This is a genomic window from Streptococcus sp. FSL E2-3488, from assembly GCF_038003585.1.
Lineage (GTDB): Bacteria > Bacillota > Bacilli > Lactobacillales > Streptococcaceae > Streptococcus > Streptococcus thermophilus.
In genome coordinates this window covers 513,369-540,216 of the sequence record NZ_JBBOPL010000001.1, presented here as the reverse complement: position 1 = coordinate 540,216, position 26,848 = coordinate 513,369, and the positions used below count along the sequence as shown (strand labels likewise).

General features: G+C 36.9%; 23 protein-coding genes and 3 pseudogenes. 7 read left to right on the top strand and 19 right to left on the bottom strand.

Translation table 11 applies throughout. The features are described 5' to 3' along the window. Positions 1 to 12 precede the first annotated feature (12 nt). From MHH90_RS02905 to MHH90_RS02895, 3 genes are read right to left on the bottom strand one after another with little or no spacing between them, the layout of a single operon-like run. Positions 13 to 909 (bottom strand): RluA family pseudouridine synthase, encoded by an 897-nt coding sequence (locus tag MHH90_RS02905; protein WP_014727627.1) that lies wholly within the window; start codon positions 907 to 909, stop codon positions 13 to 15. Continuing rightward, the gene (locus tag MHH90_RS02900) at positions 906 to 1,742 is read right to left on the bottom strand and encodes an NAD kinase (RefSeq protein WP_014608552.1); all 837 of its coding nucleotides are present in this window, start codon (positions 1,740 to 1,742) and stop codon (positions 906 to 908) included. Before MHH90_RS02900 ends, MHH90_RS02905 begins: the two co-directional genes overlap by 4 nt. After that, the gene (locus tag MHH90_RS02895; protein WP_113870318.1) at positions 1,714 to 2,388 is read right to left on the bottom strand and encodes a GTP pyrophosphokinase; all 675 of its coding nucleotides are present in this window, start codon (positions 2,386 to 2,388) and stop codon (positions 1,714 to 1,716) included. Before MHH90_RS02895 ends, MHH90_RS02900 begins: the two co-directional genes overlap by 29 nt. Positions 2,389 to 2,483: 95 nt before the next feature. On the opposite strand from MHH90_RS02895, the gene MHH90_RS02890 reads away from it, so the two are divergent. The 6 genes and pseudogenes from MHH90_RS02890 (at position 2,484) to MHH90_RS02865 (ending at position 7,350) form a co-directional block, all read left to right on the top strand. Continuing rightward, positions 2,484 to 3,059, top strand: a complete 576-nt coding sequence (locus MHH90_RS02890; protein ID WP_100273465.1) for a CYTH domain-containing protein — start codon at positions 2,484 to 2,486, stop codon at positions 3,057 to 3,059. Positions 3,060 to 3,421: 362 nt separating this feature from the next. Then, positions 3,422 to 4,393: a ribose-phosphate diphosphokinase gene (locus MHH90_RS02885; protein ID WP_011681428.1), complete on the top strand. Its 972-nt coding sequence runs from the start codon at positions 3,422 to 3,424 to the stop codon at positions 4,391 to 4,393. A gap of 3 nt (positions 4,394 to 4,396) precedes the next feature. Continuing rightward, the gene (locus MHH90_RS02880; protein ID WP_064355763.1) at positions 4,397 to 5,509 is read left to right on the top strand and encodes a cysteine desulfurase family protein; all 1,113 of its coding nucleotides are present in this window, start codon (positions 4,397 to 4,399) and stop codon (positions 5,507 to 5,509) included. 1 nt (position 5,510) lies between these two features. Next, complete coding sequence (locus MHH90_RS02875) at positions 5,511 to 5,858, top strand: DUF1831 domain-containing protein (protein ID WP_002948028.1); 348 nt, start codon at positions 5,511 to 5,513, stop codon at positions 5,856 to 5,858. A 143-nt stretch (positions 5,859 to 6,001) separates the two neighbouring features. Then, complete coding sequence (locus tag MHH90_RS02870; RefSeq protein WP_064355764.1) at positions 6,002 to 6,661, top strand: redox-sensing transcriptional repressor Rex; 660 nt, start codon at positions 6,002 to 6,004, stop codon at positions 6,659 to 6,661. Further along, positions 6,654 to 7,350 (top strand): annotated as a pseudogene (locus MHH90_RS02865) (gamma-glutamyl-gamma-aminobutyrate hydrolase family protein). The gene MHH90_RS02870 and the pseudogene MHH90_RS02865 overlap by 8 nt, the downstream one beginning before the upstream one ends. 52 nt (positions 7,351 to 7,402) lie before the next feature. On the opposite strand, the gene radC reads toward MHH90_RS02865, so the two are convergent. From radC to MHH90_RS02830, 7 genes and pseudogenes are all read right to left on the bottom strand, one after another. Beyond that, positions 7,403 to 8,089, bottom strand: coding sequence for a RadC family protein (radC, locus tag MHH90_RS02860; RefSeq protein ID WP_011226324.1), 687 nt, complete (start codon positions 8,087 to 8,089; stop codon positions 7,403 to 7,405). Between the two features lie 45 nt (positions 8,090 to 8,134). Beyond that, the gene (locus tag MHH90_RS02855; protein ID WP_340725770.1) at positions 8,135 to 9,778 is read right to left on the bottom strand and encodes a rhamnan synthesis F family protein; all 1,644 of its coding nucleotides are present in this window, start codon (positions 9,776 to 9,778) and stop codon (positions 8,135 to 8,137) included. Next, on the bottom strand, positions 9,779 to 10,981 hold the full coding sequence (locus MHH90_RS02850) for an ABC transporter ATP-binding protein (protein WP_014608559.1): 1,203 nt from the start codon (positions 10,979 to 10,981) through the stop codon (positions 9,779 to 9,781). Continuing rightward, positions 10,981 to 11,787, bottom strand: coding sequence for an ABC transporter permease (locus MHH90_RS02845; RefSeq protein ID WP_014608560.1), 807 nt, complete (start codon positions 11,785 to 11,787; stop codon positions 10,981 to 10,983). The genes MHH90_RS02850 and MHH90_RS02845 overlap by 1 nt, the downstream gene beginning before the upstream one ends. Then, a complete protein-coding gene (locus MHH90_RS02840) occupies positions 11,788 to 12,726 on the bottom strand; it encodes a glycosyltransferase family 2 protein (RefSeq protein ID WP_101415658.1) in 939 nt (312 codons plus the stop codon). Beyond that, a complete protein-coding gene (cps2T, locus tag MHH90_RS02835; RefSeq protein WP_014608562.1) occupies positions 12,723 to 13,871 on the bottom strand; it encodes a beta 1-4 rhamnosyltransferase Cps2T in 1,149 nt (382 codons plus the stop codon). Before cps2T ends, MHH90_RS02840 begins: the two co-directional genes overlap by 4 nt. A 197-nt stretch (positions 13,872 to 14,068) precedes the next feature. Then, a pseudogene (locus MHH90_RS02830) lies at positions 14,069 to 15,279 on the bottom strand (glucosyltransferase domain-containing protein); the annotation flags it as partial. Between the two features lie 88 nt (positions 15,280 to 15,367). Between MHH90_RS02830 and MHH90_RS02825 the strand changes: the two are divergent. Beyond that, on the top strand, positions 15,368 to 16,543 hold the full coding sequence (locus MHH90_RS02825; RefSeq protein ID WP_340725732.1) for an IS256-like element IS1191 family transposase: 1,176 nt from the start codon (positions 15,368 to 15,370) through the stop codon (positions 16,541 to 16,543). A 48-nt stretch (positions 16,544 to 16,591) separates the two neighbouring features. On the opposite strand, the pseudogene MHH90_RS02820 reads toward MHH90_RS02825, so the two are convergent. From MHH90_RS02820 to MHH90_RS02780, 9 genes and pseudogenes are all read right to left on the bottom strand, one after another. Beyond that, positions 16,592 to 16,906, bottom strand: a pseudogene (locus MHH90_RS02820) (glucosyltransferase domain-containing protein); the annotation flags it as partial. Between the two features lie 16 nt (positions 16,907 to 16,922). Then, positions 16,923 to 18,170: a glycosyltransferase family 4 protein gene (locus MHH90_RS02815; RefSeq protein WP_101415660.1), complete on the bottom strand. Its 1,248-nt coding sequence runs from the start codon at positions 18,168 to 18,170 to the stop codon at positions 16,923 to 16,925. A gap of 3 nt (positions 18,171 to 18,173) precedes the next feature. Further along, positions 18,174 to 19,481, bottom strand: coding sequence for a DUF2142 domain-containing protein (locus MHH90_RS02810; protein WP_101415661.1), 1,308 nt, complete (start codon positions 19,479 to 19,481; stop codon positions 18,174 to 18,176). Then, positions 19,468 to 22,449 carry a rhamnan synthesis F family protein gene (locus MHH90_RS02805; protein WP_340725769.1) on the bottom strand — a complete coding sequence of 994 codons (2,982 nt, stop codon included), beginning with the start codon at positions 22,447 to 22,449 and terminating at the stop codon, positions 19,468 to 19,470. The genes MHH90_RS02810 and MHH90_RS02805 overlap by 14 nt, the downstream gene beginning before the upstream one ends. 207 nt (positions 22,450 to 22,656) lie before the next feature. Further along, the gene (locus tag MHH90_RS02800; RefSeq protein WP_101415663.1) at positions 22,657 to 23,433 is read right to left on the bottom strand and encodes a glycosyltransferase family 2 protein; all 777 of its coding nucleotides are present in this window, start codon (positions 23,431 to 23,433) and stop codon (positions 22,657 to 22,659) included. Beyond that, positions 23,423 to 23,779: a DUF2304 domain-containing protein gene (locus MHH90_RS02795; protein ID WP_011681441.1), complete on the bottom strand. Its 357-nt coding sequence runs from the start codon at positions 23,777 to 23,779 to the stop codon at positions 23,423 to 23,425. Before MHH90_RS02795 ends, MHH90_RS02800 begins: the two co-directional genes overlap by 11 nt. Beyond that, positions 23,779 to 24,495, bottom strand: a complete 717-nt coding sequence (locus MHH90_RS02790; protein WP_041827367.1) for a glycosyltransferase family 2 protein — start codon at positions 24,493 to 24,495, stop codon at positions 23,779 to 23,781. The genes MHH90_RS02795 and MHH90_RS02790 overlap by 1 nt, the downstream gene beginning before the upstream one ends. Positions 24,496 to 24,524: 29 nt before the next feature. Further along, a complete protein-coding gene (locus MHH90_RS02785) occupies positions 24,525 to 25,517 on the bottom strand; it encodes a glycosyltransferase family 8 protein (protein WP_101415664.1) in 993 nt (330 codons plus the stop codon). After that, entirely contained in the window at positions 25,517 to 26,842 is a 1,326-nt protein-coding gene (locus MHH90_RS02780) for a lipopolysaccharide biosynthesis protein (RefSeq protein WP_101415665.1), read from the bottom strand. Before MHH90_RS02780 ends, MHH90_RS02785 begins: the two co-directional genes overlap by 1 nt. Positions 26,843 to 26,848 lie beyond the last annotated feature (6 nt).

Genomic DNA, 26,848 nt, shown 5'->3' with positions numbered 1-26,848 from the left:
AAAATTCCTCAATCAATCTTTTTTAGTTTTCAAGCCCATGATAACGGTTTCAAAATCATCTGTCAAGGAAGACTCATGGACCATTTCTTTTTTGGTGAAAGGATCAACAAATGCAAGTCGGTGGCAATGCAAGGCCTGGCGCTCAATACCATAGTCTAGAGAACCACCATAAAGGTCATCTCCTAAAAGGGGGAGTCCCAAATGGGCAAAGTGGACACGAATCTGGTGGGTACGCCCAGTATGCAAATTGATATCAACCAGTTTAACCCTACCATAATCACCTACCAAACGATAACTAGTGTGGGCATATTTCCCCGATTTATGGACTCGACGTGTGATAATGGAATCCACATCACGCGCAATCGGTGCAATGATTTCACCCTGCTGCTCAAGCTTGGTCTCACCTTCAACCAAGGCATAATAATGTTTTTTTATAGACTTCTGTTGTAACTGTTTATCCATACGAGCATGGGCGTAACCATGCTTGGCAAACAGCATGAGACCAGATGTGTCCTTATCCAAACGTGTCACGATATGGACACGCTGGTTGGGATAATTATTGCTGACAAAGTGATGTTTGACAAAGTTAGCCATGGTATTATCATGGTTAACACTTGGAATACTAGCATAGCCATAGGGTTTATTAATCACCAAGAAGTTATCATCCTCATAGACTATATCCAAGTCAAAAGGAATTGGCTTCAAGGTTTCATGCGGGGCCTCATCAGGGATTTCTATGGCAACCACGTCTCCCTCATGGACAGGATAAGTCGCAAACTGCTCCTCACCATTGACCCAGATGTGACCTCCCTCAAACTTAATTTTGGCTAGAAGTCCTTTTGAAATATCGTGCTCCTTCAAAAAGGTTTTAACTCGACATGAACGTCCTACAGTAAATTCATATCTCATTCTTCCATATCTCCAATAAAGGATTCACGGACACGTTCCCAAAAACTTGTGTGACTAGCGCTAGCAACAAAAGAAATCTTACGTTGGTCAATCGAAAATTCTATCTTTTTCACATTCCGGTTGGTATAGGTCTTATTATCAACCGACAGAGTGTAGCTCCCCATTCGAGTAGGATAGACAGTAATCTTCTCATGTTTTGGCACGATAAGTGGACTACCTAAGGTACGGTAAACACGATTATTAAGACTAGCAATTTCTGTCAACTGCAAAGCCTCAATAGTGGGATGAAGTACCGCACCACCCAAAGATTTATTGTAGGCGGTTGATCCTGTAGGCGTTGACACCGACAACCCATCTCCACGGAAGCTCTCAAACAAGACATCATTAAGGCAAACATCTGCTGCCATGGTTTTCTCATTACGCTTAATTGCTGCTTCATTGAGGGCAATTGACGTAAAAGAACGACCATCAGCCAGGGTCAATTTGATATTCAAAAGAGGGTAAGAAATCTTTGCTCCGTTATCTTTACGTAGGGTTTCAATTAATTGATTCACTTCACTGTCCAAATAATCCGTATAAAAGCCTAGATGACCCGTGTGAATCCCTACAAAACGCACACGCGCAAGCTCTTTTTCATACATATGAAAGGCCGATAGCAACATACCATCACCACCAATTGAGATGACCACATCTGGATTTTTCTTGGTCAAATAAAAATCAGGATCATCTCGAAAGGCATTAAAAAGTTTCGAGGCAACACGCCTACTTTGGGGTTTGCCATTGGCAATAATAGCTACCTTCATCTCATACGAAGAGGTCTTCATCTGTGTCATCACTATTTCCTACACTATCCTTCAAAGTTCTATTAATTGGATCAAAGAGCAACTGGGCTTCTCTAATATCATCACGTATCTTCCGCATTTCTTCGTCAAGCTCATAAGCCATGCGGGCCGTAGTTTCCAAGCGAAGTTTAATTTCCTCAGGAAAATTCCCCTGATACTTGTAATTAAGAGAATGTTCAATGGTGGCCCAAAAGTTCATGGCCAAAGTCCTAATCTGAATCTCTGCAAGAATTTCCTTACGACCATCTATGGTATCAACGGGATAAGAGATAATAACATGATAAGAGCGATAACCCGAATTTTTACGGTTTCTGATATAGTCTCGCTCTGAAACAATCGTCATATCACTACGATGACGAAGCAAAGCCAAAACCTCATCCACATCATCGACAAATTGGACCATGACTCGGAGACCAGCGATATCCTGCATATCTTGAGCCAAATTTTCAATTGAAAGACCACGAAGGGCGATTTTCTCCTCAATGGAAGCCACTGACTTCACACGTCCCGTCACAAACTCAATAGGCGAGTGACGGTTTTGCTTACGAAATTGTTTACGAATGCCTCGGAGCTTGATTTTGAGCTCACCTACGGCCTGAATATAGGGGTCTAAAAATTGTTCCCAATCCATGGTCAAGATAGGACTCCTCCTTGTCAAAAGCTTTAGTTTTTTATAAAATAAATATAATCTGTTATATTATACCACATTTAAAAGAACAAGGGAGGACACACATGAACCATTTAGAGATAGAGTACAAGACTCTGCTCACCAAAGACGAGTATAATCGTTTAGCAGTGCTTTTCTCCCATGTAACACCTGTTACGCAAACCAATTACTACATTGATACACCCCAAGGTGACATGAGGAATAAAAGGTTGTCTTTACGTATCAGAACCCTTCCCACTCATGGTGAGTTGACCTTGAAAATTCCTGAAAAGGTCGGAAATATGGAATACAATGTCACCATGGACTGTTCAGAGGCTAAGGCTATGACCAAGTCTCTTGACTTCCCTGAATGCCAAATCAAGTCCATTCTTCTAGAACGTGGTGTTAAGTTAGAGAATCTAACCATCCTTGGACATTTAACCACAACCCGTCGTGAATACCAGACCAATATTGGTCTCATGGCACTTGATGTCAATGTCTATGCTGATAAGAAAGACTATGAGCTTGAGTTGGAAGTTTCAGATGCTAAGAGAGGTAAAGACGACTTTTATGCCTTTCTTAAGGAAAATAATATTAACTTTAAGTATGCCAAGAGTAAGGTTGCACGTTTTATAGCAACCCTAAAGCGAGATAAAGACTAGTTGGTGAAATGTGAGTTTATAGAAATTCTACTAGTCATTTTTGATCCGTTCTGAGGCGGACTTTCCACCGTAAAAACGTCTATAAAAACCATTTACTTCATTTTAAGACAAGGATCAACCCTTGTCTTTTTTATATATGCAAAAACAATTTGGTACTTGTGGCAACTTCCACAATCTCTCTTCTGTCTAAAAACGCATACAAAAATGATTCAGTGATTTATGGTTCGTCAATTTTCATCAATATCGCTTTCTGAAGGCTGAAATTTCTATTTTTTTTTGTTAAAATAGAAGCATCTGTAGTTTTATTATAATAGCCCTAATTGGGCTTCGCATCTTATTTTTTTAAAGGAGTCACCATCGTCATGGTACATCAAAAAGCAAACCCAAAATTGAAATTGTTCTCGCTCAGCTCAAATCCAGAAATTGCTGAAAAAATTGCTGAGAATACCGGATTGCCACTTGGAAAAGTATCTTCACGTCAATTTTCTGACGGTGAAATCATGATTAACATTGAAGAGTCTGTTCGTGGAGACGATATTTACATCATCCAATCTACTAGCAACCCTGTTAACGACCACCTTTGGGAATTGCTCATCATGATTGATGCCTGCAAACGTGCCAGTGCTAACTCTGTCAATGTAGTTATGCCTTATTTTGGTTATGCACGTCAAGACCGTATTGCTGCTTCACGTGAACCAATCACTGCTAAATTGATTGCCAATATGTTGGTTAAAGCTGGTGTCAACCGTGTCTTGACGCTTGACCTTCACGCTGTCCAAGTTCAAGGCTTTTTTGACATCCCCGTGGATAATCTCTTTACTATCCCTCTTTTTGCTGAATACTACAATGAAAAAGGGTTGACTGGTGCAGACGTTGTCGTTGTTAGCCCTAAAAATTCTGGTGTTAAACGTGCTCGTAGCTTGGCTGAATATCTTGATGCTCCAATCGCTATTATTGATTATGCTCAAGATGATACGGGACGTGAAGAAGGCTACATCATCGGTGAGGTTGAAGGTAAAACTGCGATCTTGGTTGATGATATCCTTAATACGGGTAAAACTTTTGCCGAAGCGGCTAAAATCCTAGAACGTGGTGGGGTTAATGACATCTATGCAGTAGCTAGTCACGGGCTCTTTGCTGGTGGTGCCGGTGAAGTCCTCAACGCTTCTCCAATCAAAGAAATCTTGGTTACAGATTCAGTTGCAACTAAAGAAAATGTTCCTACAAGTGTTAAATACCTTTCAGCAAGTGAGCTTATCGCTAATGCTATTACCCGTATCTTTGAACGTCAACCACTTAGCCCACTTTTTGCATATACTGCCAACGAGGACTAATTTATGGTTTATTTGGATAATGCAGCAACCACTCCTTTGAATACTGCTGCTATCTCAGCGATGACACATGTCATGACTGAAACCTTTGGAAATCCATCCAGCCTACATGCTTATGGTCGTCAGGCTTCTAAGGAACTCCGTGAGGCTCGTGAAGAAATGGCCAAGCAATTTCAAGTTCCTGCTCGAAAACTCATTTTCACCTCTGGTGGGACTGAGGGTAACAATACAGCTATCAAAGGTTATGCCCTTGCCAATCAAGCTAGGGGGAAACATTTGATTACGACTGCTATCGAGCATCACTCTGTCCTTCACACCATGGCCTACCTGGAAGAGCGTTTTGGTTTTGAGGTTACTTATATCCAGCCGGTCAATCAGGTCATTACAGCCCAACAGATTGCTGAGGCCTTACGTGACGATACTATTCTGGTTTCTGTCATGTATGCCAATAATGAAACTGGTCAGTTACTTCCTATTAAGGAAATTGGTGACCTGCTCACCAACCACCAGGCTGCTTTCCACGTGGATGCTGTTCAGGTTGCAGGAAAACTTCCAATTCACCCAGAAGAACTCGGTGTCGATTTTCTCTCAATCAGTGCTCATAAATTTCATGGACCTAAAGGTGTCGGCCTGCTCTATTATAATGATTTGCACTTTGACAACCTACTCCACGGTGGTGAACAAGAGGAAAAGCGTCGTGCCAGCACTGAAAATCTTGTCGGTATTGCAGGCATGACCGCAGCTTACAAACAAGCTAGTAAGAACTACCAAGACAATTACAAGCATGTTGAAACGATCCGTCAGGTGTTCCTTAATTCTCTCACTGTTCCTTACGAGATTAACAGCGTAGGACCCAGTCTACCTCACGTTATCAACATTAGTTTTTCTGGCAAGGAAAATGGGCCTCTCTTAACCCTGTTAGACTTGGCTGGATTTGCTGTCTCAACTGGATCTGCTTGTACTGCTGGAACTGTTGACCCAAGCCACGTCATCCAATCCCTATATGGCAAGGATTCTGACAAGCTTAAAACAGCTATCCGCGTTAGTTTATCAGAGGAGAACACTGCTGAAGAACTTCAGGCCCTAGCAGAAAAACTTAATCAAATCATAGGAGACTAAGATGGCATTTGAAAAAAGCATCCATTTGGCTGACTGTAAATACCGTTACACCATCAGCTCTAATGTCAAAAAATTCACCCTTCGTGATACAACTTTTGTACAAAATAAAATTGGACACTACGAGTTACACCGTCTACTCGAAAAAGTGCCTAACTCAGGTGAAGGTTTCCCACTAAAGATCACTATTAACAAAGATTTGACAGGTTTCAAATTGTCAATCACAGACAAATCTGGCCTTCGTAACATTAATATCTTTAAAAATGAAGACCACCATATCTTACAAGAAAAATTCTACTTCTTGATGCAGAGTTTAGTAGACCGTCAAGTTTTTGAGCAAGAAGAGGTCTAAACCATTTTTAGATATATAAATAACCTATCCTAGTGATAGGTTATTTATATCGCATCATTTATACTATTTTGTTGCAATCTTCACAAACCTTTCCTAAAATAATATAAGTGAATCATATTAATTCAAGAAGGGAAATGCGATCAATGACATATGAGAAAAACATTCCAAACGCTACTGCTAAACGTCTCTCTCTCTATTATCGAATATTCAAACGATTCCATCGTGAAAATATCGACAAAACAAGTTCCAAACAAATTGCTGAAGCAATTGGAATTGATCCTGCTACAGTGCGTCGTGACTTCTCCTATTTTGGTGAGTTAGGTCGTCGTGGTTTTGGTTATGACGTTAGTAAGCTGATGACATTTTTCGCAGAACTCCTTAATGATAATGCGACAACTAAGGTGGTCCTTGTAGGAGTAGGAAATATCGGCCGTGCTCTTCTTCACTACCGTTTTCAAGAACGTAACCGCATGCAGCTGGTTATGGCTTTTGATACAGACGATAACGAACTGGTAGGAAGCCAGACTGAAGACAATATTCCTATCTATGGTATCTCTCAAATCAAGGACAAGATTGCCCAGGAAGATATCAAAACGGCCATCCTGACAGTGCCATCAGTCAAGGCACAGGAGGTGGCTGAGCTTTTAGTTGATGCTGGAATTGAAGGCATTCTCTGCTTCTCTCCAGTCAACCTCAATCTTCCACGCCACGTGGTGGTCCAATATGTAGACTTGACTAGCGAACTACAAACCCTACTCTATTTCATGAAAGAAGAGGAAAAATCAAGGAGAAACAATGACTAAACCAATTATCGGAATCACAGCCAATGTAAGACCTAATCCAGCCCATAAAGACATCAAATGGTCCTATGCCCCATCTGGCTTTGTAGAAGGAGTTCAAAGAGCCGGTGGCTTAGCAATCCTACTACCCGTATCCGAACCTTCGGAGGCTAAAACCTATATTTCCATGATTGACAAGCTTATCCTCATCGGTGGACAAAACGTTGACCCTAAATTCTACAACGAAGAGAACCATGCCAGTGAAGATGACTTCTTCCTCGAACGGGATATCTTTGAAATGGCACTCATTGAGGAAGCCACTAAGCAGAAGAAACCCATCTTTTCAATCTGTCGTGGAACCCAACTCATGAACGTCGCACTAGGTGGTAGCCTCCATCAAGATATTGAGCATCACTGGCAGGACAAGCCTTCTGATTACCTCTACCATAAGATTATTGTTGATGAGAACAGTGAGTTGGCTGAAATCTACGGACGTGAAACCTCTATCAACTCTTTCCACCATCAAAGTATCAAAACACTTGGCCCCTGACCTCCGTGTTATTGCGCGTGACTCTGAGGATAATACTGTCGAAGCTGTTGAATCAAACACACCAGATCTTCGTTACCTTGGTGTTCAGTGGCATCCAGAACTTCTCCTACACAAACGTGAAGAAGACCTCAAACTCTTTGAATACGTTGTAAACGAACTTTAAAAGCAACTGATACTGCATTCAGTTGCTTTTCTTGTGTCTTTATAGACTCTACTTAAAGTTCAAAATCCTCCCTCTCCTCACGAAAGGAATAATAAGTTGATTTTCCAACAATCAGATGGTCAAGAAGACAAATTCCCAAGTCGTCACAGGACCTCTTAATCTTTTGAGTAAAATCAATATCATTGCGACTAGGATAGGCTTCCCCCGAAGGATGATTGTGGACCACAATCAAGGAAGTTGCCATCAGATGACAAGCATAATACAAAATCTCACGCGGCTCGGCAATCGAACGGCGAACCCCACCAATAAAGACCGTCTTTTGCTGAATAATACGATTCTGCGTATCAAGGTAGATGGCCACCAGATGCTCCTGAGGCTTGTCACCAATATCTAACATCATGCGACGTGCCACCTGCTGACTAGACATAATCTGCTCAGAACGAGCCAACTCAGCCTTCTCAATCCGCTTAGCCAACTCCACCATAGCCTTCAGCTCAATGGATTTCACACGCCCAATACCAGGAATCTCCTGAAGCTCATTCAGAGACAAGCGAGACAAATCAGCCAAACTCGTCATTCCTTTTAAAATACGGTTGGCCATGGATAGGACCGACTCAGACCTAGTCCCCGTTCGCAGCACTATCGCCAACAGTTCCTGGTCAGACAAGACCTCTGCACCCTTTTGTAAGAGACGCTCACGAGGCAAAAGCCCCGACTCCTCAGCTACAATACTATACATAAGAAAAAACCTCCTACTTAATTATTCGTAAGTGGGAGGGGGAAGTTACACAGCTGAGGATTTTTTTAAACCTAATTTCTTTAACAAGGCTTTTCGATATGCTGAAAATTTTTTCTTTAACGTCAGTGGTTCTGCTACCTGCGACATTTCAATAAGATGGAGCTTATAACGTTCTGCAAAAGATGTTTTTTCGGAAGAAATAATGCGATAATCAATTCCTACATCCCAAGCTTTTCGATAGAAAAGATAAGGGAGAGTATTTTCGTCAGTGTTATAGAAAATGTGATTATCCTTTAGAATAATTTTTTCCAAAAAATCTTTTGACAACCACATAGATCCTTGAAAAACATGAAGTGAATTTTTGATTGTTTTTTGACATTCGTTATCTAGTTTAGCTGCCTGATTTTGATTTAAAGTACCAATTGCATCTGTCCAATAGAGTTCTTTTGATAAATCAGCAAAAACCAGACCAACCTCTGGAAAATGGTCAAAGATTGATGCCACTCTCTCTTCATCTAATAACATATTCACTAAAGCAAGTCTTGTAGCTTCATCAACAAATTTGCCCTCATTTCCAAAGTCTTCTGTGTGAAAATGCCCAACAAAGTCATACTCGCTAAACTGAGATGCCAAGGATACTAAGGCATAGTAATGATTATCAAATTTTTGAGAGACTAGCTGAAATCTATCTTTATCAAAGCTATTTAATAAGGTGTTCTCAACGATATTTTTATCCAAATGGCTTGATAAAGTGAAATAATAAAAGGCAGATAACTTTTTATCAGAGAAAACTTTTAGTCTCTCAAGGTCACTAATATGTACATGGATAGCCGAATGATAGCCTTTCCCACTTACCGAATGAAATGAAGGTTCAATGATTTTCTCATCTAAAATGACTAAGCTATCTGGCGAATGGTAGCTGTTAAGATGGGACTTAATTAGTGCTAATGGATATGCCGATAGCTTAGTAATATAGTCTAAAAGTAGTTTCCCTTTTTTTTCATTGTCAGTAAATGCTTTTAGTTTAATGAACGGTACCTTATGTTCAAGTGTACTTATCGGTCTATAGTAAGAAAAATCCGGGTGAATTAAATCGCCAGTCTCTTCAGAAACGGTATTAAAGACAGCATCATAACGAAACCCCGCCTCAGTAAGAACACTGGTAACCTTAGTTTCATAATTGTCAATAACATCTTGAACATCGGTAAAAGTCTTTATAGAAGTCCAAAATTGTTGAAAGGTTTCTGAATCGACAACATGTTTTTTGAAAGATATAAAATAACTTTGCAGATGCTCATCGAAATATTTGGTCTTTTTAAAATTCGTCATTCCCCAAAAGTCAACATTCGGGCGCTCTTCAAATCCTTCAACGATGTCAGATATATCCCAAAGAGGACCAAAGCAAGTATCATTCATGAGAGTAACGGAATCATAATCTGTTAAATCTTCAAATCCAATATGAGCCATACCATCTCTCCAGGCTGCAAAATCAAAGCCTAAATTCTCTCTCTGGATAACCTCATCCACACCAGTCTCTTTGAGGGTTGATGTTGCAGACTTTGTTAGTTGACTATTTGAAATCACAATAAGTTTAGAAAAAAGTGGTCGAAGTTGCTCCAATTGGTAGAGCACATGACCACTTAATTCGTCGTACTTATTATAATGAACATACAATAAGAGACGTTTCATTTATTCTTGAATCTCCCATTTTCCATTTCTCTGAACCATACCAGTTGCAGAATCTTTAGCAGACTTATCATCATCCTCAATATCATTTCGATTCAAGAGAATAATTGGTGAGTTATCTGAATCAGCAAAAGCTATCATCTGATCATCCTTATCTCTGACAGAAACCTGAAGCTTAAGCTTGATATTATTAAGATGGGCAAGACTACACTTATATGTGAGTGTTTTTCTTCCAGAACCACTCGTCTTATTGTCCATAGAATTATCATTGTAGATCCAGATACCACGGTCAATATCTGTCAATGAAAATGCAATATAGGTCTCAATTTCCTCATTGACATCATATGAAATCTCAAATGAAATATCTTGATCAGGACTGATAATATTATCATTCAAGAGTTTTACTTGAAGATTAGTAATCTTAGGATTCTCAACAACAACGTCGTCATTCGAAACTTTTTGACCAGCAGCATTATCAAAGCTATATTGGTTAGCAACTTCATCTGGGTCACCGACAACCTTGACTAAACCATGTTCAATCAAAACTGCTTTATTACAGTACTTTTTAACTGCTGACATGTCATGGGTAACCAAGATAGTTGTCTTTCCAGATTGCTTACGTTCCATGAAATAATCATTACATTTACGTTGAAAGGCCTCGTCACCTACAGCTAAGACTTCATCCAAGATAAGAATATCACCTTGGGCCTTGATAGCTACTGAGAAGGCTAGACGAACCTGCATACCACTTGAGTAGTTCTTCAACTTTTGATTCATGAAATCATGAAGTTCAGCAAAGTCTACAATGTCATCATACATGGCATCCACTTCTTCCGTTGAAAAGCCGAGCATAGCACCATTCATATAGACATTCTCACGACCAGTCAATTCGGGGTTAAACCCAACCCCAAGTTCAATGAAAGATACTAACTTACCATCAATAGTAACTTTACCTTTCTCCGGAACATAAATCCCAGAAATAATTTTTAGAAGCGTTGACTTACCAGAACCATTACGTCCAACAATTCCATAGAAATCACCCTTTTCAACTTCAAAAGAAATATCTTTTAAGACATGTTGTTCAGTATACCCTTTAATTCCTTTAAAGCGATTGACTAGAGTCGTTCTCAAACTCTGACTCGCCTCAGTTGGTAATTTAAAATACTTACTTACATGATCTACTTTTACAGCAATATTATTTGACATTATAGAATCTCCGCAAATCGTTTAGCATTTCGATTAAAGACAAGGAAACCAATGATAAAAATCACTACAGGAATCGCATAAGGAACAAAGGCAATCAACTTATTGTTGATAATATCCCATCCTCTTGGATTAACTGGGTCAATGATAAAATGACGCATATCCTGTAAAATCTGAGCAATAGGGTTAAGCATCATAATCTTAGCAACAAACTCTTGATTTCTTTGAAGAATATAAGTGATTGAGTAGATAATTGGACTTGCATACATAGCTGCTTGAAGTACTACTTCCCAAACTGGACCAATATCACGATATTTAACAAAGAGTGCTGATAAAATAAAAGCAACTCCCATTGCCATCAATAGTACTTCAATGAAAAGAGGAATGATAACCAAGGTATTAAACCCAATAGGAACATGATTAATCAAAGCAAATACGAAGACAACAACAAGATTAATCAAAAAGTTAATCGCAGCTCCTAGTACAGATGAGATAACAATTGTTTGTTTTGGAAAGTTAAGTTTACGTAAGAGATCCCCTCGTGAAACAATGGAAAGCATCCCCATATTGGTAGCCTCTGTAAAGAAGCCCCAAAAAATCATAGCCAAAAGCAATCCTACTGCATAGTGTGGTGTCCCATCATCAAATCTCAAGAAACGAACAAAGACAAGGTACATAATTGTAAACATCATCAAAGGTTTCAAAATAGACCAAAGATAACCAATGAAAGAACCTTGATAACGTAATTTAAAATCCGTTTTAATCAGTTCCTTAAGTAAAATCCTATTTTTCTGACTAAAGAAATTCATTTAGTCCTCCTTATACATGAATTTTGTCAAAATCAAACTCGTAAATACAAAGGTATGAAAAGCCCTGTTTTTACGATAACCATATGTTTTCAGACGGTGATAACGCTCTCTTAATCCTTGATCCATAATAGTCACAAAGTTTTCAACCAACTCCCTACTTTCAGTATCCAGTGGCAAAGAAAGAAGGTTTTCTGCCTGACTCTGACTAGCCTTGATCAACTTCCAGTATTTATTAAATAAAGTCTGAGGTCGAATCCAATTCTGCATACGTTTTCGAAGAGTTCTAGCACCCAAAACATTATCTGCATGCTGACGGTAAAGCTCTGTTGGTTGATCAATATAGACCAGATGACCAAATGCTGAAGCAAGCAAACCTAAATACCAGTCATGCATCAGAAGCTCATTGGGTTCCTCGCCAGTCCATAATTCGGCTAGAGCATGATTAATTAACGACACACCGCCAGTAACAGTGTTTTCTGTCATTTCTTGAACCAACTCAGTATTAGCATGGTCAGATTGAGTACGAATCATACTCTCATGAATCACCTCTAAATCTTGATTCACAACCTTTAAATCCGTGTATACCAAAAGTGGTTTATCAGATGAGTATCTACTCGCTTTCTCAAGCTGAAGAGATAACTTTTCAGGTAGCCAGATGTCATCCTGGTCTGAGAAAAGATAGTAGTCAGATTCTTGATACTTCAAAAGCGTAAAGAAACTCTTTATTACACCTAAATTTTCAGTTTGATCAGGATTGATAAAAGTAATGCGATCATCTTCTAAAGCGAAACGTTTGATAATCTCTCTTGTTTTATCTTTAGAACCATCATCTCGAATTAACAAGGTCCAATCCGTATAAGTCTGTTGCTGAATACTCTCTATTTGCTCTGCTAAAAAATTCTCGCCATTATAAGTAGACATGAGAATAGTTACTTTCATGATAAAAATAGCTCCTCGTATTCACCCACGATTTTTTCCCAGGTGTAATTTTCTTTCATATTTGCTTTAGCAGCATTTCCCAAGTCCTCAAATGACACTTGACCATCTACAGAATCGATAAGCTGAGACAAATTCCCATCCTCTTTATTCCAATACAAGGCAGTCTCTTGAGCAACCTGATGGTTAAAGTCTACATTATAAATAAGGTTGAGGTCCGTTTGAGCCAAGGCCTCTAATAAGCCCGGATTCGTTCCACCTACTTCATGTCCATGAATATAAGCAAAGGCTTGGTTGCGAATATACTTAAGCAAATCCTGATCATAGACAGTACCAACAAACTTCACACGTTTATCTTTATCAAATCCTGTAATCTGTCGTAGTTCATCAAAGTAAGCATTTCCTTCATGATTACAGATGATAACCAAATCACGCTCTGTAGACGACTTCATAAACTCTCGAATCGCAGTTTCGTAATTATTTTCAGGTACAAAACGCCCCAATATCAAATAATATTCTTTTTCTTGCGTCTGCCATTTTTGATACCAATCTCGAACAGAACTATCTTCAGCAGTCAAAGTCGTCTTTGATAAATCGGTTCCATAGGCAATAAAAGTCGTCCTAGACCACGGATAAGTATTTCGAATATAGGTCTCAATGCCTCGATTATCAGAAATAATTAAGTTCGCATACTTTGTCATCTCTTTTTCAGAGTATTTGAGATAGCTTTGAACAGGTTTAGACCACTTAGCACGTTTCCATTCCAAACCGTCAGGATTGACTAGCAAAATCCCACCAATGGACTGAATTTTCTTGGCAAAATGAACAATGAAGGCACCGATGGTATTTCCTAAAATATAGAAAATTGGGGATTGAATTCCCTCTTTTTTAATAAGTTTCAAGCTATAATTGATAGCCATCATATCGTAAGCTATGACACGCGCAGGACCTAGCTTTGGAGGATTGACCGTAAAACAATCCGCACCTTTATAGTCAAAATGGTTACCAGTACTTTCGTCAGATAAGCAAGCAACGTGATAACGTATAGCAGGCGATACCTTATGAGAAACCAACTTCTCAACAAATGTCTCAAAACCACCATATTGAGCAGGCAAACCTCTACTACCTATGATAAAAATATCCTTCAAAGTTTACCTCCATTCGTCACATCTCTCAAATACACACAATTATACACAGTAGCTTTTATTATACCATTTTGGAAGGTATTTTGCATGATTGGACTGAAATAGAAAAACAAAAAAGACAGCCAAAACTGTCTTTATACGGCTATCTTCCATAATCAAATTTTGATAAAAATAGTTTGTTTTAAAATCAGAAAAAGTTTTTATAAGTTAGGAGTAACTTTAACAATAATCATATTATCTATAACCTCTATACCAAAATCAGTATTTTTTTGCTCCAAAGTTGTCCTATTTTTCCAATAATTCATATACTCTTCATATGTTGGTGATTGGTATGACATCCCCATGTTTTCCATTATTGAAACAATGTTAGTAGAAATTGCATACGTTCCTCCAAATTCAAACATAGAAACTCCTACCAAATCTCCAAAATTACCAAATCTTTGTTTATTCTTAGATGGTGAGGAACCAATAATCATTAACTTATAGTCACTTTTATTTTCAAGTTGTAAATTTTCAACTGCTTGATAAATTAGTTGAATTTTTTGTTGATCTTCTCTGAAAATTGCATCTTCAGCAACCACTAAATTACTCGACATTTTTACCTGAGTAAACGTTAATAAGAGCACTATACCAAGAATAACATTAGTTATTAATTTATCATTATCTATAAGTATACTCAAATAAAATGCAATAAATGCGATTAAAAAAGGGTATTGGGGCACCATACTTCTCGGAGTAGGTAGAGTTCCTGAAGCTATAACAATTCCCAGACCAGCAAAGAATAACAAGAAGAGTAACAAAGAGCAAATCTTAACATCATATCCTTTATAGAAATAAATTATTAAGATAAGAAAAGCAAATAAAATTCCTACTATAAAACTAAAGCCATAAATATTCGGTGTATCACCTAAAGTGGGGAACATAGAAGTAAATGCCACTCTCAAACTTGATAAACCATCTACAAATGACTTATCAAACCACGTTATCATTCCTAAGGAGTGATTAGCATGTGTTGTTTTCAGAGCAAAGACAATAAGTCTATCTAATAACCAATAACAAGCTATGCCTAATAGTAAAACTAGTACACTAGGAAAAGCTTTTACTATTAATTCAGAAAAAGAGAATTTTGATTTCTTATATTCCAACAAAAGCATCGCAACAATTATCTGTATGAAGAATAAAATAAATGTTTGATAGACACCTATAACTAAGGTCATTAGGCTAATTAGGATAATATAAATGATTATTTTTTTAATCCAGAAAAAGTTCTCACTTTTAAGCAATAACTAGCCACTATAACAGTCAGTAACATTGCCAGCGAAAACTCAAAATTATGAAGAACAAAATAATATTGAAAAACAAATAACTGGCTTATAGTAAATAGACTAGGAACTATAAAAAGTTTCTTATGGTAGTGTAAAATAAGTTGTGTAAACACAAAAAGGAATAAATCCGTTATAGTAGAGTTGCAAAACATTACTAGAAAGAGATTTATTCCTATGACTCAGTTTACCACAGAACTACTTAACTTCCTAGCCCAAAAGCAAGATATTGATGAATTTTTCCGTACTTCTCTTGAAACAGCAATGAATGATCTGCTTCAAGCAGAGTTATCAGCCTTTTTAGGGTATGAACCTTACGATAAATTAGGCTATAATTCTGGGAATAGTCGTAACGGAAGCTATGCACGGAAATTCGAAACCAAATATGGGACTGTTCAGTTGAGTATTCCTAGAGATCGTAATGGGAACTTTAGTCCAGCTTTGCTTCCCGCTTATGGACGTCGAGATGACCACTTGGAAGAGATGGTTATCAAACTCTATCAAACCGGTGTAACGACTCGAGAAATTAGTGATATCATCGAGCGAATGTATGGTCATCACTATAGTCCTGCCACAATTTCTAATATCTCAAAAGCAACTCAGGAGAATGTCGCTACTTTTCATGAGCGAAGCTTAGAAGCCAATTACTCTGTTTTATTTCTTGACGGAACCTATCTCCCCTTAAGACGTGGAACCGTTAGTAAAGAATGTATTCATATCGCACTTGGCATTACACCAGAAGGACAGAAGGCTGTTCTTGGATATGAAATCGCCCCAAATGAAAACAATGCTTCTTGGTCCACCCTGTTAGACAAGCTTCAAAACCAAGGAATCCAACAGGTTTCTCTTGTAGTGACCGATGGCTTCAAGGGGCTTGAACAGATTATCAATCAGGCTTACCCATTAGCTAAACAACAACGTTGCTTAATTCATATTAGTCGAAATCTAGCTAGTAAAGTGAAACGAGCAGATAGAGCGGTTATTCTGGAGCAATTTAAAACGATTTATCGTGCTGAAAATTTAGAAATGGCAGTGCAAATTTTAGAGAACTTTATCGCCGAATGGAAACCAAAGTATAGGAAAGTCATGGAAAGTCTGGAGAATACGGATAATCTTTTAACTTTTTATCAGTTTCCCTACCAGATTTGGCATAGCATTTATTCGACAAACCTCATTGAGTCTCTTAACAAAGAAATCAAACGTCAAACGAAAAAGAAGGTTCTTTTTCCTAACGAGGAGGCTCTGGAACGTTATTTAGTTACCCTGTTTGAAGATTATAATTTCAAGCAAAATCAACGCATCCATAAAGGGTTTGGCCAATGTGCTGACACACTTGAAAGCTTATTTGATTAACATTCTTCAACTCTACTTGAGTGTTTACACATAATTATTGACAGTATCTTTCTTATTTTCTCTAATTTCTATATAATCACTAAAAAGATAAGTTAAATATAATGAAGTTATCCCTAAAAGTATACAAGTTAAGGTATTTATCATATATATATTGGTGAACTCTTTCAAAAATATTTTTTTTAGAATCACCTCGCCAAAACGTCCAATACTTATCCAATAATTCATATAGCCTGATGGATTTTGAATAAACCAATTGGTATCCATTCCATAAGATGTATTTGCAATTTTTAATCCATAGATCAATACTATTAAAAACATAGTATAAATGACTAAAGATTTTTTCTTAGACATAAATTCAATCATTGAAACATTTAAACCTCTAACTCATTTTTTTAAGCTGAAATAATTTTCTTACAGCAGATTTCACACTTTTCGTTAGTGCTTTTCGGTTGTTTAAAAAATCGATCTCTTTCTGATTTACTTTTTTATGACGCAATTCATCGTCCTCAATCTTTTCAGTAATATTAGCATAGACACTCTCAAGAGAATATCTCTCTTTTAAACTTGGAACAGCTTTTACTGCTTCAAGTTTCTCTTGGTCAAATCTACCAAGGACCTCTGAAATCATGCTAGTTAAGGTATCCAAGTCCCCCGAAGGGTAGATATGCCCTTGCTCATTCATATACTCGAAGGCTGATTTATGTCCCGCATTATCTGATAAAATCGTTGGAATACCATTTAAAACAGATTCAACATAAACAAGACCAAACGTCTCCATACTCGACGGGAAAACAGCTAAATCCTTATCAGTAATCTCTGACCAAGGATCATCTAAATATCCCATAAATGAAACATTTTTCAAATTATGCTCTGCAATATAATCATCACAGAGTTGTTTATAATCCTCATCCCATGCACCTAAAAATACAAGTTCAGTGCCTGCTAGATTAAGCATTTGAAAAGCTTTAATCAACTCAAGCTGATTCTTTCTCTGAGTCAAGCGACCAACTGAAACGATACGATGGTGGTCGTTGGATCCAAGTGACACCCCTTCTTTGGTTTCAATTTGAGTATAGGGTGCAAAAGAATAAATCTTCCTATTTGGGAAATGCTTTTGTAAATCCTCGGTCAACGCTCCTGTTACAGCAAAAATCTCATCAGAAAACTTGTCTATAAAGTCAAGTTTTTCTTTATAGTAACCAAATTCTCCCTCAGGAAATTCATGAATCAACCAAAAATGTCTGACATTCTCAAAAGTTGCAGCAAGTGCACCTTGGAAAACATTCACAGTATTTGATATCACTAGGTTTACATCTTCAGATATAATAATCCTCTTCAAGTCTCTAATATTTTTCTTGTAGCCTTGAATACGCTTATAATGATTGCCTGGCGAACCACCCGGTGCTTCTTCCCACCACCATTTGACAGCTGAAAGACCGTGGGTTTCAATCCCTGCTTTCTGAAGTTCTACTTGATATTCCTCTTGAGACGGCACCTTGTAATCAGGAAAAACATTTAATACACGATAACCTTTTTTTACAAGAAATTTCATAAGATTGACTATAGAAATTTCGGCACCATTATCCAGAGTCCCCGTCGGAGATATAAATAAAATTGTCTTAGTCATAAATTATGCAAATACCCCCCAATAATGGAAAAGAATCAAATAAATAGCCACTAAGAAATTAGCAATTAAAGTCAGAGTTGCTATCTTCAATCTTTTCTGTCGAGCTAAATCAACTTTAGCTGTATTAGCAATTAACGGTAACAAGAGAATGATAAATGGCGTAAAATAACGTCCTTGAGCACCAACTGATATATTAGCTCCCTGTCCAAGAACAATTGGTGTCCACGCAATATACATTACTGTAACAGCAGCTAGAACCTCTAGTATGAAGAGAATACAAGAGGCATTAGCAAAATCTTTTGTAAAGAAATCCTTCTTACTTGATAGGAATAAAATAGTAAGAACTACGATATCAATAAAGATTAACCAAAGTGGCATTTGCAAAGTCAGGTTACCAAGATAACCGAACATACCAAGCGACAAGATACCATTCAAATTGTCATTCAACTCAGGATTAAAGAGTGTATTACGCAAAACCTCGCCATAATGACGAAGACCGCCCTGATTCTTCATTAAGAACTGAAGAACCACTACAAGGCCGACTACAAAGAGAAGGTAGAAAACTGCTTTATATTTTGAAATAAAGGTCTTAACGGATTGCACTGGACGATTTAGAAAGGCTAAGGCACCTTCAAACTCAAAAGGCACAAACGGAATCAAACCCAACAATAAAATATTATTTGGCTTGGTTGCTAGAAGCAAAATCGCTAGACCTACCACCTGTATAAAATTACGATTGGTAAACCGTTTAGAATAGGCAAGATTAGTGATAAAACCAAGAGCCAACATCACTTCCAAGTAGTTCATCACATCATAAGAAAGTGATGAAGCTTGCTGAACCATAATTGGTAAAAGTGAAATAAACATTAAAGCAGTCTTTCCATACTTGAAATAACGTATTAAAAAGTAAATTCCTAATATATAAGCCAGTGCATTAAAGATACGCCCCATATAGATGATCATCCCAACTGTGGGACTAATCCAACTTCCAATCGTCATCCCTATCAACTGTGGAATAAAGGAGATTGTTTTTAAGCTCACACCAAATTGAAAGGGTTCCTTACTCATATCAATCTTTTGAGCAAAAATTTGTTTATATTCCGCTAACTTAACCTTATCATTACTTGGAATCTCATCCATCCACTTAAATGATGTATCGGTTGGTTTATGGAAGGTCTCCCAGGTCATACGCGCGTGGTTTGTTTCATCTGGCACACGATTAATTGGAAATACAAACATAAATGAGAAAATAAAAATCGTCGCTAAGATGAAAAATAAATTTTCAACTTTTATTTGTTTAATTCTGTTCAAAATAAGTCACCATATCATCTTTCTTGCTTAAGGTACAGTTTTCAAGAACAGCCCGATAAGCAGCATCTGCAATTTTCTGTCTTAATTCTGGAGATAAAACCAAGGCTTCAAGCTTGTCGAACCACTGTTTGTCAGTAGCTAACAATCCTGTTTCACCATCAACAACTGCATCTGAGAAAGCTCCTATCTTACTTGCTACTGTTGGTACTTTCACCAAGGCAGCTTCAATCCACTTAATCTCTGACTTCGCACGATTAAAGATAGAATCCACAAGCGGTGCTAGGTTAATGTCAACCTCGCTAATTAAGGCAGGCAGTTTATCCCAGTCCACATAATCGTGAGTTACAATTTGATTTTCAAAGGGCTTCATATCTTCTGGAATATCAAGAATTCCGACAATATGTAATTGGACATTGCTATATTTTGTAAGCAATTCTTTAATAGCTGGTTTAATCAATTCAAAATTCTCATTATGACTAATGGAACCAGAGAAATAACCAATCTTAACAATATCGGATGTTTGAGAGTAACCTTTGATGTATTGACTACTAATAGCGATTAAGTCATCAGAAGCCAAGTTTCGATTAAGTAAAACCTTACTTTGATACTTAAACAGTTCCTCCTGCAACTGGTTAGTCGAAGTAATGGCACCATCACAGTTTTCTAGCATATAACCATAATTTCGAACGCCTGCATCATAGTTTCCTTTTTCAACCGAATTAAGCCCTTGCGTATAACTCAATTGGTCTGTATAAACCGTATCAAAAACCAAATCATCTATATCAAAGAAGACAGGTTTTCCAAATTCCTTAGCCAAATGACAGAGACGCAAAAGTTCAGGTGAGATTGGTGAACGGTAGATGATGATATGACTAGCATTTTGAGCCATCGACAGTTGGAAATCAGATAGGTTAACAACTTTGACTGCGAAACCATGCTTACGTAATTGTTCTGCCTTGTTCAAGACACGATAACGGGTACATTGCGGAATAATATTTTCAACCCCATCAATCAATAAAATATATTGATCACGTGGAACCGCCTTAAATTTATTCACAATATCTTCCAAGATTGACACTGGGTAGTCTGTTTCTTCTGCGACAAACTTTAACAAGTCAGGGACTTCCGAATCACGGTCCAGACCTTGCCACAAGAACTGGTCTTCATCATAATTTTTCAGAGCCGTGTATTTCACCAAAGGACTACCTGCTTTGAGCATCTTAAGCGGGTGGATATACATGGCAGAGTCTTCGTATTCTTGCACAACAGCATCGAAACGATATCCCAAATCTGCAAAATGCTTGGTAAAACGTGTCTCATGTCGACCAATAGCCTTATCACGAGAATCTGTATCCGTCAAATGCGCCCAGTACTCATAAAAGGCATCATCATTTAGCATGAGCTTTTCAATAACTAGGAAATAAGATTGAAGATGCTTAGGAATGTAGCCATAAGGATTCTCTCTAGTAACATCCTCTTGCTCTTCTCCAAAGGAGATTCCCCAGAAATCTAGCTGCTTGTCAGCCATTTCCTGGAATACTTGAGACAAATCTCTCATCGGACCAATATTAGTATCATTCACCAAGAGGAGCTGGTCGTAATCTTTAAGCTTGTCTTTACCAAAGGCAAAAATCCCTTCTCTAAAGGCCGCAGTATCATATCCCCTGTTATCACGAGTCAAAACCTTACCGTAGGCCTCAAGGGTATTAATATCATCATCATGAAGCTGTCCATTGACAACGACAATAACATCATCTACCAATGGAGCCAAGGCTTGCAAGAAATGTAATTTGTATTCTTGAAGACGAGCTTCAGACTCAAAAATAACATAAACCAACGCTTTCTTACCATTATGGGACAAGGCAGAGCGTTGACTATTTCTGAGACGTCGTAACTGGCGAACCTTAAGAGGTGTCATTCGACGACGTAACTGTATCACTTTGACTTTTAAAGCTCTCAAATAATTTTTAATAGCCTTTGGATTCTTCGCAATTATTACAGCTGTCTTTATAGGAGTGATAAGGGCGTTCCCTAAACGATATGACAGCGAACTTCGGATAAGCTCCATTTCTTTATGGGCATCTTTCAGTTGCTTTTGTGTATACTTCCTTCGTTCAAGTTGATCACGTTCTTTTTTCAAGCTTCGTTCAAGTTGGTCACGTTCTTTTTTCAAGCGATTAACATAGTCTGTCACATCATCGTGATGTTTAAGCAAGCTATCCAACCGCTCTTCCAAAACCATGAGGTTCTCACAAACTGCCTTGTAAATTTCATGAGGAAGCTTATCAAGGTACTTCTCAAGAATGTCAAGATAGATTTCATAATGGTAGCGAACGGAGTCACGTCCAGAAATTGATCCTGTTTCAAAGACACGATAATTAAGCTTAGTGCTTGGTTGATATACCGCTTTAGCACCGTTATTAATGATTAAGTTCAATAAAAAGTCATAATCTTCAAGCTTTTTACGATTTAACATCTCATCATAACGAGCATTTCCAATAATACTTCTACGAATTAAAGAACAGTTATCAATAAAACTAGCATTTAGAAAGGCAGTTAGGTCAAATTCACGGCTTTTAAGGTAGAACTCTTCTTTTTCTGGATTAAAAAGATCACAGTACGCAATATCAGCATTTGTTTCCGTCAACTTACTGTACAACTGTTCCACATAATCCGCATCGAGGTAGTTATCACTATCTACAAATAGCAAATAGTCACCTCTTATAAGCTCTAATCCTAAATTTCGATTCTTTACTACCCCAAGGTTTTCATGAGTTTCAAATCTTGTCTCAAAAGGTGAATCCTTCAAAACCTCTTGGATAATTTGAGTTGAACTATCCGTCGAACCATCATCCAAAACGATTAATTCGATATTAGTATAGGTCTGATTAAAAACACTTCGCAGACACTGCTCAATATACTTTTCATGATTGTAACAAGTCACAACCACTGAGATTAAATTATTCATTTTTCCATCCATTTTGTTTAACAAAATATCAATTAGTACCTGAAAATTACTAATATTAGTAAGCTTCAAAGATTGACTAAAGTAGTAATCTTTGAAAGTGCATACCACCTTAATTATACTATAGTTTATACAAAAAAGAAAAAGTCCTCTTGCTATTGAGCAACAAAAAAAAGCAGAAATGATTCTGCTTTATAATTTTTTTGTACACTATCCATTCGTCTTCTGACTTTTTACATACTGTTTCATAAGAATATTTGCTATCCATTTTGGCCAAAAGAGTTGGTACATATACAAATCTTCTTTACTACGAGAATTATCAGCAATAGTCTTAGAAGTCTCAGATTCCTCATGAATTCGGTGACACATTAGCTTATCTGACACATAAACAAAACGTCCCTTATATTCACTAATCTTGTACCAGGCATACCAATCAAGGCTAACTTTCATTCCTTCATCAAAATAAAAATTCTTCAATTTTTCAAGGTTATAGGTGACAGCTGGACAACAAATTGGATTACCAAAAGCCATTACGCGGTTACGCCAAAAATGACTGCTAGGAAAAAGATTCATTGTTTTTAGCATTAAGGTTTTAATCTTTAGATTGGTGTTGGCAGGAATCTTTAGACCATTTTTTTCTTCAAAATAATCAGAATATCCGATTAGAACATCACTACACTTATCCATCTTGGACAATACTTTTTCTGCATAACTTGGCTCATAATAGTCATCCTGATGGGCGATGGTAGCATATTTCGTTTCTACAAAAGAGATGGCGTTATTCCAATCCTTGCCAATTCCTCCACCTTGTTTCGTATAAAATGGGATAGCATAACGCTGACAAAGGTCCTTAATCGAATCAAGTGGTGTTGAACTATAACAGATAATTTTTGATTGGAGAGTTTGATTTTTCAAAGATTGAATACAAGTCTCTAGATAATCACTTTCTCCATAAGCGCAAATCACCCAAGTATGATTATCTTTCATTCTTTTCCTCTTTCTCTTCTACATGACTTTTGAGAATAGATAATTCCTGAACCAAATGCTTTATCTGTTCTTTTTGTTTTGATAAAGTCATGGTTTGTAAAAAAGCGATCACTAACAAGAAAAAAATAGCTAGCGAAAGTAAAAAATTCGATGTCAATTCAAATCCAAGTAACCTAGCAAAATAACCAGGAATAACATCAAAAATAGAAATAACAATCAATACCAGACTGATGACAATCCACATGAAAGCCTGTTCAAATAAGATATTATTCTTATTAATATTTCTAATGACTAGATAAAGGAAAAAGATGGAAGCTACCAACATCACAATAGATAAAACTGACATTATTCACTCTCCTTCATAAAGGCTGCAATAACAATCGACGAACATACTTCAAGCATATATCGAATCGATTTAATGGGCGTAATGGAAGAAACGCCACCAGTACGTTCAAACATATTTGCTGGTCGTTCAACAACTCGATATTTACGTTTCAAAATATGAACAATAGTCTCTGGTTCTGGATACTTGATTGGATAACGCTTAGCGAACTGTTTAATAACAGCTTTATCAGCCAAACGGTAACCCGAAGTTGTATCTAAAACTCTTTGTCCAGTTGTCCATTTGATAAGATTGGAAATAACACTAATTCCAAAACGTCTCATAAAAGTCGTTTGGAATTCCGACTTAACATCACCAACAAAACGAGAACCAATAACTAGGTCTGCTTCATTTTTTCGAATTGGCTCTAGTAAATCTGACAAGGATTCAATATCATGCTGGCCATCGCCATCAAATTGAACTGCTACATCATAGTCATGCTCTAGTGCATATTTGTAGCCTGTTTGAACCGCACCACCAATCCCAAGATTCATCACAAGGTTAACAGCATTAAAATGATTCTCTTCCAGAATCTGTTTTGTCTTATCTGTTGATCCGTCATTAATAACAACATAGTCCAAATCAAAATCAACTTTCTTGCGGTAACTCAAGATACTCGTTACCGTGTCAAAAATGCTTTCCTCCTCATTATAGGCAGGAATTATCATTAAAACTCTCATGTATTACTTTCTTTCTTTATTCAATACAACTATTTTTTATTCTTTTGAAGTTGTTTTTTTCGATATTTCATGAATGCTGGTATGAGTGAATTAATTATCTTATAACGTAACATTGGGAAAGGTTTCATAACTATATTGAAAATCCTAAAACAAATAAAATATAATTCCCAACCAGTTTCCATCGGAGTTTCAGACCATGGAGTCTTTTCAAGATAATATAGGTAGTCTTTTCTGAGTTTATGCGTGTTTCCTTTTCTCCATGGACGCTCTTCTCCCAAATAATGAACAATAACTGGACCTTTAATAGATTCTTGCAACTCTTGTCTACTAATAAACTCAGCAGGTAAAGAAAGTTTTTTTAACACCTTATAAGGGTAAAAGAAGTAAATATTGAAGAAATTATATTTTGGAGAAAAAACATAAATCTCATCCTTTAGAGATCCATTAATTGCATCTTGATCGTTAGCAAAAAGATTACCATCATGTTTTTTATAATATTCTAGAACTTTCTCTCCAAGTTTACGCTCCCTCCATTTCTCCAAATTAATAAGTAGGACCCCAGCGTTACAATACATTTGTTTTCCCAAGCCTAGAAATTCTCTTCGTCCTGCATCAACTGTAGATTCAGGTCCCATTCCGATTGAACAGTTACCCATGTCTAATTTCCAAAGAGATTCCAGACTCTCCAATACCAAAGTATCGCCATCTAAATACAAAATTCTATCGATATCTTCTGGTAAAAGCTTGTCAACTAAAAGGCGTGCCAACACAATTGGTGACCAACCATTTGTATCAAAATCAAAATCTATCAAACTCTTCAGATTAGGTAGAGTAATAAAATGAACTGAACGACCATAAAGTTTAGTGAATTCTTGTAGTTTAGCTTTATTAGCCTCAGAAATATCAGTATTTAGTAAGTAGACATCAATCTCATCCATTGATTTATTATTCTCAAAGATTGAACACATACAAGTTGCCACCTGAGGAACAAAAGCGTTATTTAACGTAAATAAAATATTCATTAACTTCTCTTTCTTTTATCGTTATTATTTACACAAATATAAATTAACAAACTAGTACTAAAAAAGATAATCATTGAAATTAAGAATGACAATGATGCACCCATAATCCCCTCTCCCTTTACAAACGGCATCGTGATAAATTTAGCTACAATAAAGGTAGTAATATAGGCAATCACAAGATAAGTTTGTTTTCTATAAATTGTCATAACTATATCAATAACAAGTGCTAAGACATTGAGTATTCCTCCCCCAAGGAGAATCACAAAAGGTACTTTATATTCTATCAATGACGTTCCATAGACAAGCCCTAGAATCTCTGTACCTATTAGATAACCTAGACCGATAATAATCGTACCTAATACAGTCATAGTTGCAAATAAGAGATAAACCTGTTTATAAAACAGACTATATTTCTGTTCGTACCAATAAATCGAGAGCTGGGTCGTTAAAGGTCTTAAAACGAAAAATAAGAGTGACAAAACAAAGACGGGCATAAACAACACATTAAAGTCTCGTTGAATACCATTTGAAAATAGCCCCTGAGCCAAGAGAGAATCAATATCAATCTTAGCTTCATTATAGACATAAGTAATCAAAAAACCATTTAGAAACAAAGGAAATGCTTCTTTTAAAATAGAGATAATATTACTGTTATCTTTTAAAATTGATGGACAAAAATTAATTTCAAAGTTTCTAGTAGAGATTCTATAATCAAGGATAGCTATAAGAACTATATTTATCAAACAAATAATAGCACTTGAAATCATTAGTGATTTTGTTAGGACCAAGCTTAATCCAAAGCTTAATATAGAAACCCAACTTCGATAGAACTGAACTTTTCCAGCTAAATCTGATCTGTTTCGTTGCTGAAAATATCCCTGAAAAACATCTGAATAGGCATCGATTGCTCTGTATAATACTAGGAGTAATATAATTACTGCTTTATAAAAGCTATACCCTTGTGCAAAAATATATCCAAGAGAGGTTAATAACATCATAATAACTGTTACTATACGTGTATTATGATAGGAAACAAATGAGTACCTTTCTTGAACATCTGTAGACTGCATATTACGTATCTGGAAATATCCTAGAATAAAGAACTGCTGACCTAGTGCGTATGCAATGCTAAAAATATCTGAATTTCGAGAATCAAGAAGTCTAGAAGCCAAGAGTAAGAGAATAACTGAAATTAAAGAAGAGGAAATAGTTCCCAACATATTCCAGATATAATTCTTCTTTATGGAAATTTTATCATCTAATTTCTCTGAAATGAACTGTTGGTCATCTACATTCTTCACTAAAGTGCCTTTTTCCGAACTCATTATTTC